The sequence below is a fragment of the Adhaeribacter soli genome (assembly GCF_008727925.1).
Taxonomy (GTDB): Bacteria; Bacteroidota; Bacteroidia; order Cytophagales; family Hymenobacteraceae; genus Adhaeribacter_A; species Adhaeribacter_A soli.
Genome location: NZ_VTWT01000001.1, coordinates 526,174 through 539,951 on the forward strand (window position 1 = coordinate 526,174; position 13,778 = coordinate 539,951).

A 13,778-nucleotide genomic window follows, 5' to 3' on the forward strand; every position below is an offset into this window, starting at 1 on the left:
CTGCATCTTATTAAAAAACGGCATTATTACCTGGCTAAAATCTGGTAAACCAACCTTCGCCCAAATTGCAGATAAGCGTAGTAGTGTTTTATATACAGTAGTTAGAGCACAATTATAGAGAAAAGAATTGATCGGCAGACAAGCTAAATAAGAAACGGCGGCAAGTTTAAACAGCTGCAGATCTTATTCATAAGCATTCTGCCAGCCGGCCAGCTTCAGCCATGGATTGACGCAAAATGCGTGATAGTATAATCCGAAAAAAAGAATTTCTTCGAAGTCTGGATAATTAAAAATGGTAGGAATTCCGGCAGAAAAAGTCAGTAGAATGGTAGGGAAACCTGCTCAAAAACTCTGAAGCACTTGCCTGGAAACGGAAGAAAAAAGAAAAAATCGGGCTCTAACCAAAGCTATACGTCAGGCGGGTTTTGTTACCAAACCTAAATTGTTTAACTTTCTGCAAACGGCTAGGCGGCAGGAAAGTGATCAGCAAGAAAAATCCCCGCCCGTCGCATAGCCGAGACGTTAGCTATAACTTTTAATTTATGATGAATAAAATAAATAGGTTTACCTCTAAATATGGGAGCGTAGTTATGATCTCTGTAGGTATCTTATTTATTTGTATGGGTTTATATTTTCAGTTTAACGATATTCAGGATTTTGAAACCTATAATCACAGGAGTAGGACGATAACAAAAACTCCAAATTACATCAGTTATTTTATTGGTATTGGGGCAATTCTAATAGGAATTAAAAATAAGTGGATCTTTAAGAAAAAGCCAAAGTTTAAAGATAGGCAAGGGAAATTAATAATGTTAAAGTCTGAAAATGATTTGACGGATACAAAACATAAAAGGAGAAAAAATAAGGTTATCAAATTGGACAATGATATTACCTTACGAATTGATAAAGAATAGCTTTAGCTAACCAAAGCTAAAAATTAGCTATGCCATTTTTTAGCCCAACCGTTGGTAAAAATTAAAATAAATGAAAATTATCCTTATTCTGCTATTAAACTTAATTATCACGCTAATAACCAATTGTCAGAATGTTGATTTAAAATATGTGCATTCTTCACTTAAGCAAGCAGTAAAGGAATTACAAGCACAAGATATAGATACAGTGTTTATTTACCATGCCTATTGTACTGGATGTGAAAGTAGTAATAGTACAACAAACTGTAATGGTTTTATGGATGCAAGAATACTTTGGAAAAAACAAGGTAAGTCTTATTCACAAAATGTATTCTGTGATGGAATGAAAACCAAACCAATATTAACTAATTCAAAGGCTTTTAATTTCTTCTTGAATAATGTAAATACTCTAACCGAAAGAAGAACTCTGCCTAAAGGTAGATTCTATCCGCCCGTTCCTGTTCACCATTATGGAGAGGACTTTTATTTAGTTATAAAACAGAAATGGTACAATACGAACTTGAGGGAGCCCCAAAGAGAAAATAAACACTGGAAGCAATATAGCTGGATAGAACCAACAATTAAACTTTCTGACTTGAATAAAGCTGAAGTAAACAAAAAATAACTTTTACCAACACTGTGTATAACAAACCTTTGCTACGCTGCGGCTTGTCATACACGCGGCCCGTTGTGTGCTATAAAAACAATATAAAAATGGCTCTTGATTTTTACCGACTTGACAACAAAGAATACCTATTTGGATTAGAAGACAAACAGTTTGAAGAGCTAAGTGGAATCTTTACAGATTTTCAATATCAAACAGGTCTGATAATTGACCAGAATGGCGACTTTAAAATGACAGTAGAAAACCAAGAAGCTATCATTAGTATTATAGACCGATATATCGACAAGAATGATTTGAATAAGAACAAATCTAAAACTTTAACAATTATAGAATTTAGGACACATCTAAAAGATTGCTCTCAGAGAAAGTTAGAGTTACAGTTGATTGGAGATTAAAAAAAAATGAAGAATTACAACACACAACCACACCTATACGGCAGCTACGCCGCCGCATAGCCCAGTCCGTTAGCAATAAGTTAGATTATGAATAAGAATATATTTGAATTAGCCGCAGAGGCAATGGAAGAAGAACAGCATAAAGCTTATCTAGGTTATCCAGCCTCGATGAAATATCTTCTTCTGAGCACTTCTACTGATTCTAAAATTATTGGAAGAAAGTGGCCACAAACAGATTACATTGACCTCTCGCTCGCTCACCAGCTTAAATACCACAATCTGCACCCGGGCACAATCGCATTCGATAAAATTGAGCTTTACAAATCTTCAAAATTAACGGACTTAATTAGCACGGCAGCTATCTCGGCCCATGCCTTTGTATTAAGCAAAAAAGCCCTCGACGTGTTTAGGTACTTTAAATTAGGCAACCATAAAATATATCCAGCAACTGTTTACCACAAACAAAACGCTCACGAGTACGGCATTTTACATTTCGTCAATGACTTGCACGGCGGATTGGATTTTAGCAAATCTAAATTCTATGTTGCTAACCTCCTCGGTGGATACGAATTTGACATAGATGTTACTGATGAGGAAGATTATAAAAACAAACAACAGCTTGTAAAAACAGCCCAATACCCGAATACTAAGAAGTGGTGGTTTGTGCGACTGAAGTGGGGAGTATTTAAAAAAGGAGTTTCTCAACCAGATATATTCAACATCTCAAGTAGCAATATAGAGCCATATGTAAGTTATGACCTTGCTCAAGCAGTCGTTGAAAACGGATTAACTGGTTTTGAGTTTAAAAGGGCATATAATTTACAAGATTAGAAGAAAACCAGTTGCTAACAAGGTATTCACAAAACCCTTGCTCCGCTACAGGCTTTGCAAATACTAAACGTTAGGCATAAGTACAAATTAAAATTTAAATGAATAAGAAGAGGTATATCGATTATATCATTCTTAAACTTCTCGAACACTTTCCTGATATAGCTGATAATTTAAAATTAAAAAGTGGTAATAATTCTGATATTGAATTATCCAGTAAAAGAGGCAAGATTAAATTATTGATTTTTATAGTAGAAGATGAGAATGAAGTAACTGTAGGTTTTCAAGCCGGGGAAGAACAATTTGGTTGGCATGTACATATGGACATGTTCGGTGCGAAAAATATAGAAGAAATGATAAACGTTGCAATTGAGTTAGTAAAAGAAATAATTAGTGATCAACAAGTAATTATTTATACAAGTGATTTTGGATATTTCATAAGTGGAACTGAACAACAGCTTAAAGAATTGCAAGAGGAAGAAGGCGTTGAGTTTTACTATTGGAGTGAATTATAAAATCCTTAAGCCTAACAAGGTATTTACAAAACCTTTGCTACGCTTCAGGCTTTGCAAATACTAGACGTTAGGGTTAATAAAAACAATGAAAAAACTATACATTCTATCAATGGTATTACTCCCTTTTGCTTCCTGCAGCCAAGATGAGAAACCTTCTGATAAAGCTTTTAAGGTTTTTAATGAGGGGGTGAAATTTTCTCTTGATGCTGGAAATGCTGCTTCTATAAATGATTATGAAAAAGCAAGTCAACTGAATAAGAAGGCCATAGAAAAATTTAAAGAAACTCTAACAATAGATTCTACACATTCTTGGGCAGTCAGTGCTCTTGCCCATAGTCAGTACTTGGAAAAAAATTATAGAGAGGCAATTCCTAATTTCGAAAAAGCTATTAAAGTGCAACCAAATTTTGCTGTTAACTATCAGGAAATGGGAATGTGTAAAATCAATTTAGGTGAAATTGAAGATGGCAAAAGGGATTTAGTTAAAGCATTTTCTTTAGACCCATCGGTAGAGCTGAAAACCAATACAATATTAGATCTGCAAGATATTGGTAGATTAGCTTTCGATTACGGGGATGGTTATATTAACCAAGGGGAAAAAGATAAAGGAGAAGGTTATAAAAGGTTTGCGATAGCTGTATTCTTGCTAGCCTTCGATTTTGATAAAAATAAAGAATCTGCTAAACTAGTTTCTGATTATGCTTTAAAAATCGGTGACAAAGATTTGTCAGAGAAGTTCAAATTGATTGCACAATAAAATTACTTACCCTAACCACACCTATACGTCAGCTTCGCCGCCGCATAGCCAAATCCGTTAGCAATAATTAAAAGTCATAAATCCTTCGTAAAAATGATTAGAAATACAAGTGTATTGTTCTTTTTTTTATTTGCTTCGGTGCTCAATTGTGGAAGCAAATCGAAAAGGAACCAAAACTTTTATGGTTGGTATTATGCCCCAAAATCAGATATATCGATTGATTTATTACCACCAAATATTTATAAGTTAAAAGAAACAAAGGCAATGGACTTTGATAATTTTATAGAATATGAATTATCTACAGGTACATTTCAAAAAGTTAATAATGAATTAAGGCTGAAAGAGAGTAAGACAGAAAAATATATGTCCTTAATTATTTCTAATGATGAAATTTTGGTAGCGAAAAACGTAAAAAAGTTGAAGCCAAAGGATACGCTAGTAGTTGGAATGAAGTACTATAATAATGGCAATAAAAAATTTCAAGGCAAGTGGGAAAATTATAGAAAAGAATATTCTTGGCAATATTGGGACGAGAATGGTAACGAGAAATATTACATTAACTTTAAAAATGGGATACCGATTGATACGGTAAAGCCAAGGAAAAAATAAGTGTTCCTAACACTGTATTTAGAAAACCTTTGCTTCGCTGCAAGCTTTCCAAATATCAACCGTTAGCGTTAATTTGAAACTAAATAATGAAATTAAAGAATTCTATTTTTTTAGTCTTTACTATACTCTTGGTTAATTGTAAATCCAGAAACGAAGAAAAATCAGTTGATATTGGATTAATGGGAATAAAAGAAAGCCAGGCACCAGAGGTACCTATTAATTCAAAAAAAACTGGTTTACAAGCAGACTTAGAGAAATACGATGGCTTTTATAGTTCAAATGAAAGCACTGATGGAAAAATAACTCCTGAGAATTTACCTAAAGAACTAATCAATTACAAAAAGGCTAATATAAAATCTTTCAATATAGAATACTTAGATAGATTGAATAGTGGTTTCATTTTAACATACAATATTGATTACAGTGGCTATAATGCCTTAGTAGTTTCAACTTTAGACCAGAATTATAATTTGGTTGATTACCGAACATATCCAAATGGACAAGGTTTTAAAGATTTTAAAAAAGATACAATTTCGCTTCTTACTTATATATAAGACCTTAATTACGGTGGAGCTTATGCATCCTAATCCAGACAATGAACCTGAATTTTCGACTGACGGAATTAGCAAAGAAGAATTAGAAATATCAGAAGCCTTAAAATTGAAAAACAGACGCTAACAAAAGCTAAAAAACATTAAAACGTGCCTTAGCCCAGAACGTTAGCGGTAATCTACTGATTCAATCAGAGTACATCAAAAAAACAGTTTACTTTAGAAGGAAGTTTAGAATAGAATTTTAGCATTACTACCAGCTATGAACAATTCAACCACCCACCACCTGCGTATCGCAAACATGACCTTTGCTTCGGTTTACCCGATGTACCTGGCTAAAGTAGAGAAAAAAGGCCGAACGAAAGATGAATTACACCAGGTCATCGAATGGTTAACCGGCTACGATAACGCCAATCTGCAGAGGCTGATCGAAGATAAAGCCACGTTCGAAACGTTTTTCCAGAACGCATCTTTAAACCTCAATGCGAACCTGATCACGGGCATGATCTGCGGCTACCGGATTGAGGAAATTGAGAATCCGTTAACGCAGCAGGTCCGGTATTTAGATAAGCTGGTAGATGAACTGGCAAAAGGCAGAAAAATGGAGAAGATCCTGCGCGCTTCATAGGTTACCGGGAGGCTTTAAAATTCCAACTGGCTTTGAACAAAAAACAAGTTCCAATATTTTCAAATCCCCAAATTCCTTACCTTTGCATTTCCAAACCTTCAAATTTTCAAATCTCCCAATTTAACCAGTGGACTACGGAATCTGCAGCCTTAGCAATGCCCCGGTCAGAAGCGAACCTTCCGATAAAGCCGAATTGGTAACCCAGCTTTTTTTCGGCGAATGCTACCAGGTGTTGCAGACGGAAGGGAACTGGCTTCAGATCCAGATCGCGGCCGACAATTACCTGGGCTGGATCGATTTCAAGCAGCACTTTGCGGTTACCTACGATTATTTCCTGGAATGGAAAGCCACCCCTCACCCACGCAGCCTCGATATTGTGCAAACCGTAAGTTCTGCCAGCAGTGTAACTCCGGTCCTGATCGGCAGCTTACTTCCTTTTTTCGATGGCATTACGTTACGGGTAGGGCACGAAAAACTGGTTTATAACGGCCGGGCCAGTAACCTGAATACTGAATACCGGCCGGCATTCTTAACTAAAATTGCCAATACCTTCTTAAAAGCGCCTTACGTTTGGGGCGGAAAATCCATTTTCGGGATCGATTGCTCCGGCTTTACCCAGCAGGTAATGGGCATTTGCGGCCTTCAGCTCCCGCGCGATGCCTGGCAGCAGGTGGCTTTAGGCGAAGAAGTGCATTTCGTCAGCCAGTCGCAGGTAGGGGATATCGCTTTTTTTGAAAACGCCGAAGGCCGCATCATCCACGTCGGAATCTTACTCGAAAACCAGCAGATCATCCATGCCCACGGCGAAGTCCGCATCGACCAGCTGGACCACTACGGCATCTACAACCACCAGCGTAAACGCTATTCCCACAAGCTTCGCCTGATCAAACGGTTGTTTCCAGCGGGGTAAATCATTGCCGCTTTTGCTTTTTTATTGGCTTTTACTCCTGAACCGGTTAAGGCTTTTTCTGCCCGTTTCCGTACCGTTTTTGCCTTAATTCTGAGCATTCAAATGGCTTACGTATTTCAGCAGGGTGCGTTTGGCCACCGGCAGCAGCGATTGTTCGAACGGGCAGGCCACTTTGGCAATAATGGCGAAGGTAGCCGGGTTGGGCAGGTCCTTGTTCTTTTTAGCTAGTTTTATTTTCAGGTTCTCGTAGGTATCGGTCAGGCCGCGGCGCAGGGTTTCCAGGTGCGCCAGGTGCAGGCCCCGGTAATTTTCGTAGGCATTTTCGAAGATAGATAACTGGTACTGGTACAGGCGCGTTTCCCGGTCAAAGCTGTTTTCTACAAAGAGGTACCCGGCATCGTGGTAAATAGGCGTAATGCCCACCGGCGTAATTTCCAGGTTGCTTTCAATGTAGTTGTAAATTTCACGGCCTTCGGTTAAGGCATGGCCCAAACGGGGCGTGGCAAAATCCAGGATCTCTTCGATCTCTTTCATGGTTTCGTCGTCTTCAACCAGTTTTTCGTAGATCAGTTCCAGCTTTTCGAAATCGGCCCGGCTGATGCGTTGCGGAAACTGCTCGTAAACCAGTTTTTTGTGTTCCCGCACCTGTTGCAGGTTGCGGTAGTGGAGCATCAGGTCAGAAAAGTCCGGGAAAAGGCGCTTGGCGGCAAATTCTTTTTTTACGTTCGCCAGGTAATCGAGCAATAAATATTTTTTGTACTCAAAATCGATCAAACCACTGGTCAGCCAGTTTTCAGGGAGCTTTTTCATATAAGCAACTTTATAGTTTTATTGGTATTTATAATAACGTTTTGCTTGTTTAATCTGTTGTATTGGGTTTTTACGGAAAAATCGGAACGAGGTGGTGCAAATTTGGCCTGGCACAGTTTTTCACCTGGTACGCCGTTATTTTTGCCGGAACGGTAGGTAAATAGGATTAAAAACCGAAAATGCGTGTTTGTTTTTCGATAAGTCCCTCGGTTACGTACCTTTACGTAAAAAAAGCTTTTCCTCATGGCTGAAATTAATTCCGCTACCGATTACTATAATTCCCTGCCGGAAACCCAGCGCCCGCTTGCCGAATCGTTAAGGCTGCTCATTCTGGAAGCCGCGCCGGAACTGACCGAAAGCCTGAAATGGGGGTTCCCTTCTTACGGGGAGAAAAAGAATATCTGCTACCTGGCGGCCAAAGCCAAGCACATAAACCTGGGTTTTTACGATGCCTCCAGGCTTTCCGATCCGGAAACCCTGCTGGAAGGAACCGGTGCGAAAATGCGGCACGTAAAGATCCGGAAAGAAGCAGACCTGAAACCGGATGTCCTTCGGCAGCTTATCCGCGAGGCCGTGCTGCATGGCAATAATTAAGCACCCGTTCACGTTCCCCAAACCTGACCGGTTAAACCCATTTCAAGCGCTATGAAAATCCTGCTCGTTGAAGACGAACCCAAAGTAGCCTCCTTTATCAAAAAAGGGCTGGAAGAACAATCCTACGAAGTAAGCCAGGCCTTCGACGGTTTTTTTGGCCGGAAACTGGCGCTGGAAAATGATTACGACCTCATTATTCTGGATGTAATCTTACCCCAGCTGAACGGCCTGGAGGTTTGCCGCGAGATCCGGAAACATAACCCCTCCGTTTCCATCCTGATGCTCACGGCCCTGGGCAACACCGACGATAAAATTACGGGCCTCGATTCCGGTGCCGACGATTACCTGGTAAAGCCTTTCGAGTTCAAGGAGCTGCTGGCGCGCATCCGGGCCTTAACCCGCCGCGCTTCCGAATCGCCTACGGGGGAAGTGTTGCGCATGGCCGATCTGGAAATGAACCTCGCCCGGAAAACGGTTACCCGCGCCGGTCAGCCGATCAGTTTAACGGCCCGTGAATTTTCCCTCCTCTATTTCCTGCTCCGCAATCGCGACCGCGTGGTTTCCCGGGTCGATATCATCGAGCAGGTCTGGGAAACTTCTTTCGATACCGGCAGCAACGTGATCGACGTGTACATCAACTTCCTCCGGAAAAAGATCGACAAGGATTTTTCCCCGAAACTCATTCACACGCTCGTGGGCATGGGCTACGTCATGAAAGAGCAGGAATAATGAGCATCCGGAATAAATTAACCCTGCAGTTCGCCGGCATTTTTGCCATTATCCTGATTTTATTTTCCCTCACGGTCTATTATTTCACGTCGCTTTTCCGGGCCAACGATTTCTTCAACAGCCTCGAGGAAAGAGCCACCGCCACGGCGCTTTTCGTGCTCGAAACCGACGAAGTAAGCCCGGCCGAACATCAACTCTACACCCGGGAATATTACCGTTCGCTGCCAGAAGAAATAGTGCAGGTGTACGACAGCCAGGGGCATTTGATCTTTGCCGAAGGGGAAGGGGATCTGCATATCACGCCGGATTTATTGAATAAACTGAAAGAGCAGAAAATCGTCCGGATCGGGCAGGACAACCGGCAGGTGCTGGGCATGCTTTATAAAGATAACCAGGGCGAATTTGCCGTTTTTGCTTCGGGCATTGACTGGTACAGTTTAACCAAACTCAGCACCCTCAAAAAGATCCTGATAACCGGGGTTTGTTTTGCCATGTTGGTGGTAATGGTTGCCGGCTGGCTGTTTTCGCGGAGCGCCTTGCGCCCCATTGCCAGGGTCATCAGGGAAGTGGAAAGCATCAATGCATCGGACTTGCACCGGCGCCTGTCGTACCCTGACGGCAAAGATGAGATCTGGTTTCTGGCCCACACCTTCAATAAAATGCTCGACCGCCTGGAAAATGCTTTCGAAATGCAGACCACCTTTGTTTCCAGCGCTTCGCACGAACTCCGCACCCCTTTAACGGCCATGATGGGGGAAATTGAAGTGGCTTTAATGAAGAACCGGGAACCGGCAGAATACCACCGGGTACTGGAATCGATCCTGGACGATGCCCGGATCCTGGCCCGTCTTTCCAATGGTTTGTTGCAGATCGCCCAAGCCAGTACCGATGAGTCGAAGATCCGAACGAAACCGCTTCGCTTCGACGAACTTATCTGGTCGGCCCAGGAAGAAGCCCAGAAACGGCACCCCCAGATCAGGTATGAACTTGATTTCGAAAACTATCCGGAAGATGAGGAAGCGCTGATGGTAAACGGCAATGAATCTTTGCTGCAGGTAGCGTTCCTGAACGTGTTTGAAAATGCCGGTAAATTTTCGCGGCCGGGCCAGAAGGTTACGGCCCTGCTTTCGCGGGTGCGCCAAGGCTTTACCGTACTGGTAAAAGATCAGGGCGTTGGCATTCAGAAAGATGATCTGGTAAATGTATTCGTACCGTTTTTCCGGGCCCACAACGTGCGCGAAATTTCCGGACACGGCATTGGCCTTCCGCTGGCCGAACGCATTCTGAAGCTGCACAAAGGTACCATTCAGGTGCACTCCCGGATAGGCGAAGGAACCGAAGTTTTTATTTACCTGCCGGCCCGTCGCTGAATTTTAATCTCATTTTAATACCGTTTTAATTTGGCCTTAATCACCTTGTTCTAAGTTTGCCCTGTCTTCAGAATTATTGTCCCGCGATGGGATGGTTAAAATAGAAACAGGAAATTTATGAGTTCAATCGTTAGAAATTTAAGGACGAACCTGAAAAAGGACCTCCCGGCAGGTCTGGTTGTTTTCCTCGTGGCATTGCCGCTGTGCCTGGGGATTGCACTGGCCTCCGGAGCTCCGGCGCTTTCCGGCATTATTACCGGTATAATAGGCGGAATTATAGTGGCGTGTTTAAGCGGTTCGGCGCTGAGCGTGAGCGGACCGGCCGCCGGCTTAACCGTGATCGTGCTGAACGGCATTACCGACCTGGGCAGCTTTGAAAGTTTTCTGGTGGCGGTAGTAATTGCCGGTGCGCTGCAGCTGGTGCTCGGTTATGCCAAAGCCGGTATTATCGGGTTGTACTTCCCTTCGTCGGTAATTAAAGGCATGCTGGCGGCAATCGGTTTAACGCTTATTTTAAAGCAGATTCCGCATTTTATCGGCTTCGATCAGGAGGCTTTCAGTGAAATGAATGCTGCTGCCGGCGCTCAGGAAAATTACCTGACCGGCCTTCTGAACGCCTTCACCCATATTCAGGAAGGCGCTTTAATTATCGGGGTGGTTTCCCTGGCAATTATTTTGTTCTGGGACAATGTGCTGGCGCCAAAGTTCAGCTCGCTCAAACTCATTCCTTCCGCTTTAATTGCTGTATTTGTGGCCATCGGCTTAAACCTGCTGTTCCGGAACGCCTTTCCCGGGCTGCTGCTCCAAAAGGAGCACCTGGTAAACCTTCCTGCTATTAACAGTACCAATGCCCTGATGAGTAACCTTCGCTTGCCGGATTTCAGCCAATTAATGAACCCCCAGGTGTACGTAGTGGCTATCACCATTGCCATCGTGGCCAGTCTGGAAACGCTGTTAAGCATTGAGGCGGTAGATAAATTGGACCCGCAAAAGCGCATCACGCCGCCAAACCGCGAACTGAAAGCCCAGGGCGTGGGTAACCTGCTGAGCGGTTTACTGGGCGGTTTGCCGATGACAGCGGTAATTGTAAGGAGCTCCGCCAACCTGAATGCCGGCGCCCAAACCCGGATTTCGGCTGTATTCCACGGCGTGCTGCTGCTTTTAAGTTTGCTGTTGCTTTCCAATATCCTGAATTTAATACCTTTGTCGGCGCTGGCGGCCGTGTTGCTGGTAGTGGGTTATAAACTTACCAAACCGGTGCTCTATAAAATGCAGATCAAACTGGGTGCCCAGCAATTCATACCGTTTATCGTTACCATTCTGGCAATTTTATTTACCGATCTGTTAAAAGGCATTGGTATTGGTTTGGTGGTAGGCGTGTTCTACATCCTGAAAGCCAATTACAAATCGCCTTACTTCTTTAAAAAGGAAAATTATTTGGGCAAGGAAGTTATCCGCCTGAAACTAAGCGAACACGTTTCCTTCCTGAATAAAGCCAGCATTGTGCTTACCTTAGACCATCTGCCGGCCTACAGCCACGTGATCATCGACGGGGAACGCTCCGAAGTGATCGATTACGATGTGCTGGAGGCGATCCAGGAATTCAAAACCAAAGCCTTTCAAAAGAACATCACCCTCGAGTTGGTGAATATCCCGGAAGTTCAGGTTGCTTCTGCTCATTAATCCTTAAAAAACTTAACCAGAAATATATGTCGTTAAATCAGTTATTAGAAAGAAATAAGGCCTGGGTAGCGGAGAAAACTTCCGAAGACCCGGACTTCTTTTCCCGATTTGCCAATGGGCAGGCCCCGAATTACCTGTTTATTGGTTGCTCCGATAGCCGCGTTTCGGCCAACGTGATCTGCAATACCGGCCCGGGCGAAATGTTTGTGCACCGCAATATTGCCAACCTGGTAGTGCACACCGATATTAACCTGCTTTCAGTGCTGCAATATGCCGTAGAAGTGCTGAAAGTAAAACACGTGATCGTTTGCGGTCATTACGGGTGTGGCGGTGTAGCAGCCGCTATGAGCGACAAACAGTTCGGCCTGATCGATAACTGGCTTACCAGTATCAAAGACGTGATGCGCCTGCACGAAACGGAGTTAAGCTTTGTAAAAGACGAAGAAGCCCGGTTTAAGCGCATGGTAGAACTGAACGTGATCGAGCAGGTGCACAATCTGGCAAAAACCAATATTATTCAGAATGCCATGCGCTCCGAAAACCCGCCCGAACTGCACGGTTTGGTTTATGACATCCGGGAAGGTTTGCTTCGCGACCTGAAAGTGGATATCATTGATTTCGATCGTTTCAAGCATATTTATGAATCTAAAATGGTTTAAGCTTAGGTTTTAATGCTTTAGCCAGTTTTTCTTAGAAGATATTTAAACTTCGTTTTGGCAGGCGAAAACTTCTATTACCGGAACCTGCATTTACCTCTTTCTCTCACCCTGGAGCTGCTAAACGGCTTCGGGAAGGTATTTGCAGCATCCGGCGCTGAAATTTTAGCCTGCAAATGCGAAGTTTAAAAATACTCTGAAGCACAAAAGCCCCGGAAATATTTTCCGGGGCTTTTGTTTGTTTGCTAAGTCAGATATTTACTTTATCTGATTACCATTCATAATCGCGGTTGGAAGAAGAACCGTAGTTATAAGGCGGGCGGTTTTCGTAAGAGGAGCTGCCGGTTGAACCATAACGGCTGCGTTCCTGATAACGGCGCTCTTCGTCCTCATCGTTGCCTACAAAGCGGTCCCAAACATTGCTTATTTTGTGGCCGATGTTTCCCAGGAATCCTTCATCTTCATCCCGGTCCGGACGGCGTGATTCATAACCGCGCTCGTTCTCGTAACGATTCCCGAAAGAAGATGGGCTATCGTAGCTATCGGAATAGCGGTTCTGGTAAGCATTGCCGTGGCTGTAGAAAGAATGATGCGGGTGCGTCTGGCCGGAAATGCCGCGGTTCTGGTCGTCGGTCATGCGGTTCCAAGCGTTGCTGGCCCGGTCGCCCCAACGGTCCATCTGGTTACCCACGCGGTTCTGCCAGTTGTTGTTCCGGTCGAAATCGGAGCGGTTCTGGTAGCGGCCGCCATACGTGCCGGAATCGGTGTGGGTGCCATAAGCGCCGGCCACACCCTGGCCGAAACGCTGGTTCTGATTTCCCTGGTTCACCCAGCTGTTGCCCATATTCTGGGAACGGCCCTGGCTTTGTCCGTAGCGGTTAGAGTAGTCCATATTGCTACGGGACTGGTTCCGGTTCTGGCTGATGTTGGAGCTGCCGGTGCCATAGTAACCTGGATCGGTAGAATAATTATGCTCGGAAGAACCGGTATCGCGGCTGGATCTTCCGTAAACGCTGCTGCCCCCCCGCGGATTGCTTTGGGAGCCGCCGTAAAGATTTCTGTTGGAGTTCTCATCACCTGAGCGGTACGAATTAAAAGAGTCGTAACCGATATTCTCGTAATTTCTCATTGTTTTTACGGTTTAAAAGTGAATGATCTGATTATGCTTTGTGAAAGCAGTGCAATCCTTTACGGAACTTTCAAACCC

At 43.3% G+C, this 13,778-nt stretch carries 17 protein-coding genes; 15 read left to right on the plus strand and 2 right to left on the minus strand.

Annotated features, from left to right (window positions below):
* Positions 1-542 precede the first annotated feature (542 nt).
* From F0P94_RS02050 to F0P94_RS02095, 10 genes are all read left to right on the plus strand, one after another.
* Positions 543-914 carry a hypothetical protein gene (locus F0P94_RS02050; protein ID WP_150902030.1) on the plus strand — a complete coding sequence of 124 codons (372 nt, stop codon included), beginning with the start codon at positions 543-545 and terminating at the stop codon, positions 912-914.
* Between the two features lie 70 nt (positions 915-984).
* Positions 985-1,536 (plus strand): hypothetical protein, encoded by a 552-nt coding sequence (locus F0P94_RS02055; protein WP_150902031.1) that lies wholly within the window; start codon positions 985-987, stop codon positions 1,534-1,536.
* Positions 1,537-1,625: 89 nt separating this feature from the next.
* On the plus strand, positions 1,626-1,931 hold the full coding sequence (locus F0P94_RS02060) for a hypothetical protein (protein WP_150902032.1): 306 nt from the start codon (positions 1,626-1,628) through the stop codon (positions 1,929-1,931).
* Positions 1,932-2,018: 87 nt separating this feature from the next.
* On the plus strand, positions 2,019-2,762 hold the full coding sequence (locus F0P94_RS02065) for a hypothetical protein (RefSeq protein ID WP_150902033.1): 744 nt from the start codon (positions 2,019-2,021) through the stop codon (positions 2,760-2,762).
* Positions 2,763-2,860: 98 nt separating this feature from the next.
* On the plus strand, positions 2,861-3,274 hold the full coding sequence (locus tag F0P94_RS02070; RefSeq protein WP_150902034.1) for a hypothetical protein: 414 nt from the start codon (positions 2,861-2,863) through the stop codon (positions 3,272-3,274).
* Between the two features lie 85 nt (positions 3,275-3,359).
* The gene (locus tag F0P94_RS02075) at positions 3,360-4,031 is read left to right on the plus strand and encodes a tetratricopeptide repeat protein (protein ID WP_150902035.1); all 672 of its coding nucleotides are present in this window, start codon (positions 3,360-3,362) and stop codon (positions 4,029-4,031) included.
* 93 nt (positions 4,032-4,124) lie between these two features.
* On the plus strand, positions 4,125-4,640 hold the full coding sequence (locus F0P94_RS02080; protein WP_150902036.1) for a toxin-antitoxin system YwqK family antitoxin: 516 nt from the start codon (positions 4,125-4,127) through the stop codon (positions 4,638-4,640).
* An 86-nt stretch (positions 4,641-4,726) separates the two neighbouring features.
* On the plus strand, positions 4,727-5,194 hold the full coding sequence (locus tag F0P94_RS02085; protein WP_150902037.1) for a hypothetical protein: 468 nt from the start codon (positions 4,727-4,729) through the stop codon (positions 5,192-5,194).
* 259 nt (positions 5,195-5,453) lie between these two features.
* A complete protein-coding gene (locus F0P94_RS02090) occupies positions 5,454-5,819 on the plus strand; it encodes a DUF2200 domain-containing protein (RefSeq protein WP_150902038.1) in 366 nt (121 codons plus the stop codon).
* 127 nt (positions 5,820-5,946) lie between these two features.
* Entirely contained in the window at positions 5,947-6,729 is a 783-nt protein-coding gene (locus tag F0P94_RS02095; protein WP_225307095.1) for a C40 family peptidase, read from the plus strand.
* A gap of 84 nt (positions 6,730-6,813) precedes the next feature.
* On the opposite strand, the gene F0P94_RS02100 is transcribed toward F0P94_RS02095, so the two are convergent.
* Positions 6,814-7,539: a hypothetical protein gene (locus F0P94_RS02100; protein WP_150902039.1), complete on the minus strand. Its 726-nt coding sequence runs from the start codon at positions 7,537-7,539 to the stop codon at positions 6,814-6,816.
* Between the two features lie 243 nt (positions 7,540-7,782).
* Here F0P94_RS02100 and F0P94_RS02105 point away from each other — a divergent pair, with 243 nt between their 5' ends.
* The 5 genes from F0P94_RS02105 to F0P94_RS02125 all read left to right on the plus strand — a co-directional run bounded on the left by F0P94_RS02105 (position 7,783) and on the right by F0P94_RS02125 (position 12,574).
* Entirely contained in the window at positions 7,783-8,133 is a 351-nt protein-coding gene (locus F0P94_RS02105) for a DUF1801 domain-containing protein (RefSeq protein WP_150902040.1), read from the plus strand.
* A 51-nt stretch (positions 8,134-8,184) separates the two neighbouring features.
* Positions 8,185-8,862 carry a response regulator transcription factor gene (locus tag F0P94_RS02110; RefSeq protein WP_150902041.1) on the plus strand — a complete coding sequence of 226 codons (678 nt, stop codon included), beginning with the start codon at positions 8,185-8,187 and terminating at the stop codon, positions 8,860-8,862.
* A complete protein-coding gene (locus tag F0P94_RS02115; protein WP_150902042.1) occupies positions 8,862-10,232 on the plus strand; it encodes a HAMP domain-containing sensor histidine kinase in 1,371 nt (456 codons plus the stop codon). The genes F0P94_RS02110 and F0P94_RS02115 overlap by 1 nt, the downstream gene beginning before the upstream one ends.
* A 117-nt stretch (positions 10,233-10,349) precedes the next feature.
* A complete protein-coding gene (locus F0P94_RS02120) occupies positions 10,350-11,915 on the plus strand; it encodes a SulP family inorganic anion transporter (RefSeq protein ID WP_150902043.1) in 1,566 nt (521 codons plus the stop codon).
* 26 nt (positions 11,916-11,941) lie between these two features.
* Positions 11,942-12,574 carry a carbonic anhydrase gene (locus tag F0P94_RS02125; protein ID WP_150902044.1) on the plus strand — a complete coding sequence of 211 codons (633 nt, stop codon included), beginning with the start codon at positions 11,942-11,944 and terminating at the stop codon, positions 12,572-12,574.
* Between the two features lie 268 nt (positions 12,575-12,842).
* On the opposite strand, the gene F0P94_RS02130 is transcribed toward F0P94_RS02125, so the two are convergent.
* On the minus strand, positions 12,843-13,700 hold the full coding sequence (locus tag F0P94_RS02130; protein WP_150902045.1) for a hypothetical protein: 858 nt from the start codon (positions 13,698-13,700) through the stop codon (positions 12,843-12,845).
* Positions 13,701-13,778 lie beyond the last annotated feature (78 nt).

Excerpts from the sequence above, each read along its gene's own strand:
- F0P94_RS02115 (WP_150902042.1), top strand. The coding sequence starts at position 8,862 with ATGAGCATCCGGAATAAATTAACCCTGCAGTTCGCCGGCATTTTTGCC.
- F0P94_RS02070 (WP_150902034.1), top strand. The coding sequence starts at position 2,861 with ATGAATAAGAAGAGGTATATCGATTATATCATTCTTAAACTTCTCGAA.
- F0P94_RS02050 (WP_150902030.1), top strand. The coding sequence starts at position 543 with ATGATGAATAAAATAAATAGGTTTACCTCTAAATATGGGAGCGTAGTT.
- F0P94_RS02080 (WP_150902036.1), top strand. The coding sequence starts at position 4,125 with ATGATTAGAAATACAAGTGTATTGTTCTTTTTTTTATTTGCTTCGGTG.
- F0P94_RS02055 (WP_150902031.1), top strand. The coding sequence starts at position 985 with ATGAAAATTATCCTTATTCTGCTATTAAACTTAATTATCACGCTAATA.
- F0P94_RS02120 (WP_150902043.1), top strand. The coding sequence starts at position 10,350 with ATGAGTTCAATCGTTAGAAATTTAAGGACGAACCTGAAAAAGGACCTC.
- F0P94_RS02105 (WP_150902040.1), top strand. The coding sequence starts at position 7,783 with ATGGCTGAAATTAATTCCGCTACCGATTACTATAATTCCCTGCCGGAA.
- F0P94_RS02075 (WP_150902035.1), top strand. The coding sequence starts at position 3,360 with ATGAAAAAACTATACATTCTATCAATGGTATTACTCCCTTTTGCTTCC.
- F0P94_RS02125 (WP_150902044.1), top strand. The coding sequence starts at position 11,942 with ATGTCGTTAAATCAGTTATTAGAAAGAAATAAGGCCTGGGTAGCGGAG.
- F0P94_RS02130 (WP_150902045.1), bottom strand. The coding sequence starts at position 13,700 with ATGAGAAATTACGAGAATATCGGTTACGACTCTTTTAATTCGTACCGC.
- F0P94_RS02060 (WP_150902032.1), top strand. The coding sequence starts at position 1,626 with ATGGCTCTTGATTTTTACCGACTTGACAACAAAGAATACCTATTTGGA.
- F0P94_RS02110 (WP_150902041.1), top strand. The coding sequence starts at position 8,185 with ATGAAAATCCTGCTCGTTGAAGACGAACCCAAAGTAGCCTCCTTTATC.
- F0P94_RS02100 (WP_150902039.1), bottom strand. The coding sequence starts at position 7,539 with ATGAAAAAGCTCCCTGAAAACTGGCTGACCAGTGGTTTGATCGATTTT.
- F0P94_RS02085 (WP_150902037.1), top strand. The coding sequence starts at position 4,727 with ATGAAATTAAAGAATTCTATTTTTTTAGTCTTTACTATACTCTTGGTT.
- F0P94_RS02090 (WP_150902038.1), top strand. The coding sequence starts at position 5,454 with ATGAACAATTCAACCACCCACCACCTGCGTATCGCAAACATGACCTTT.
- F0P94_RS02065 (WP_150902033.1), top strand. The coding sequence starts at position 2,019 with ATGAATAAGAATATATTTGAATTAGCCGCAGAGGCAATGGAAGAAGAA.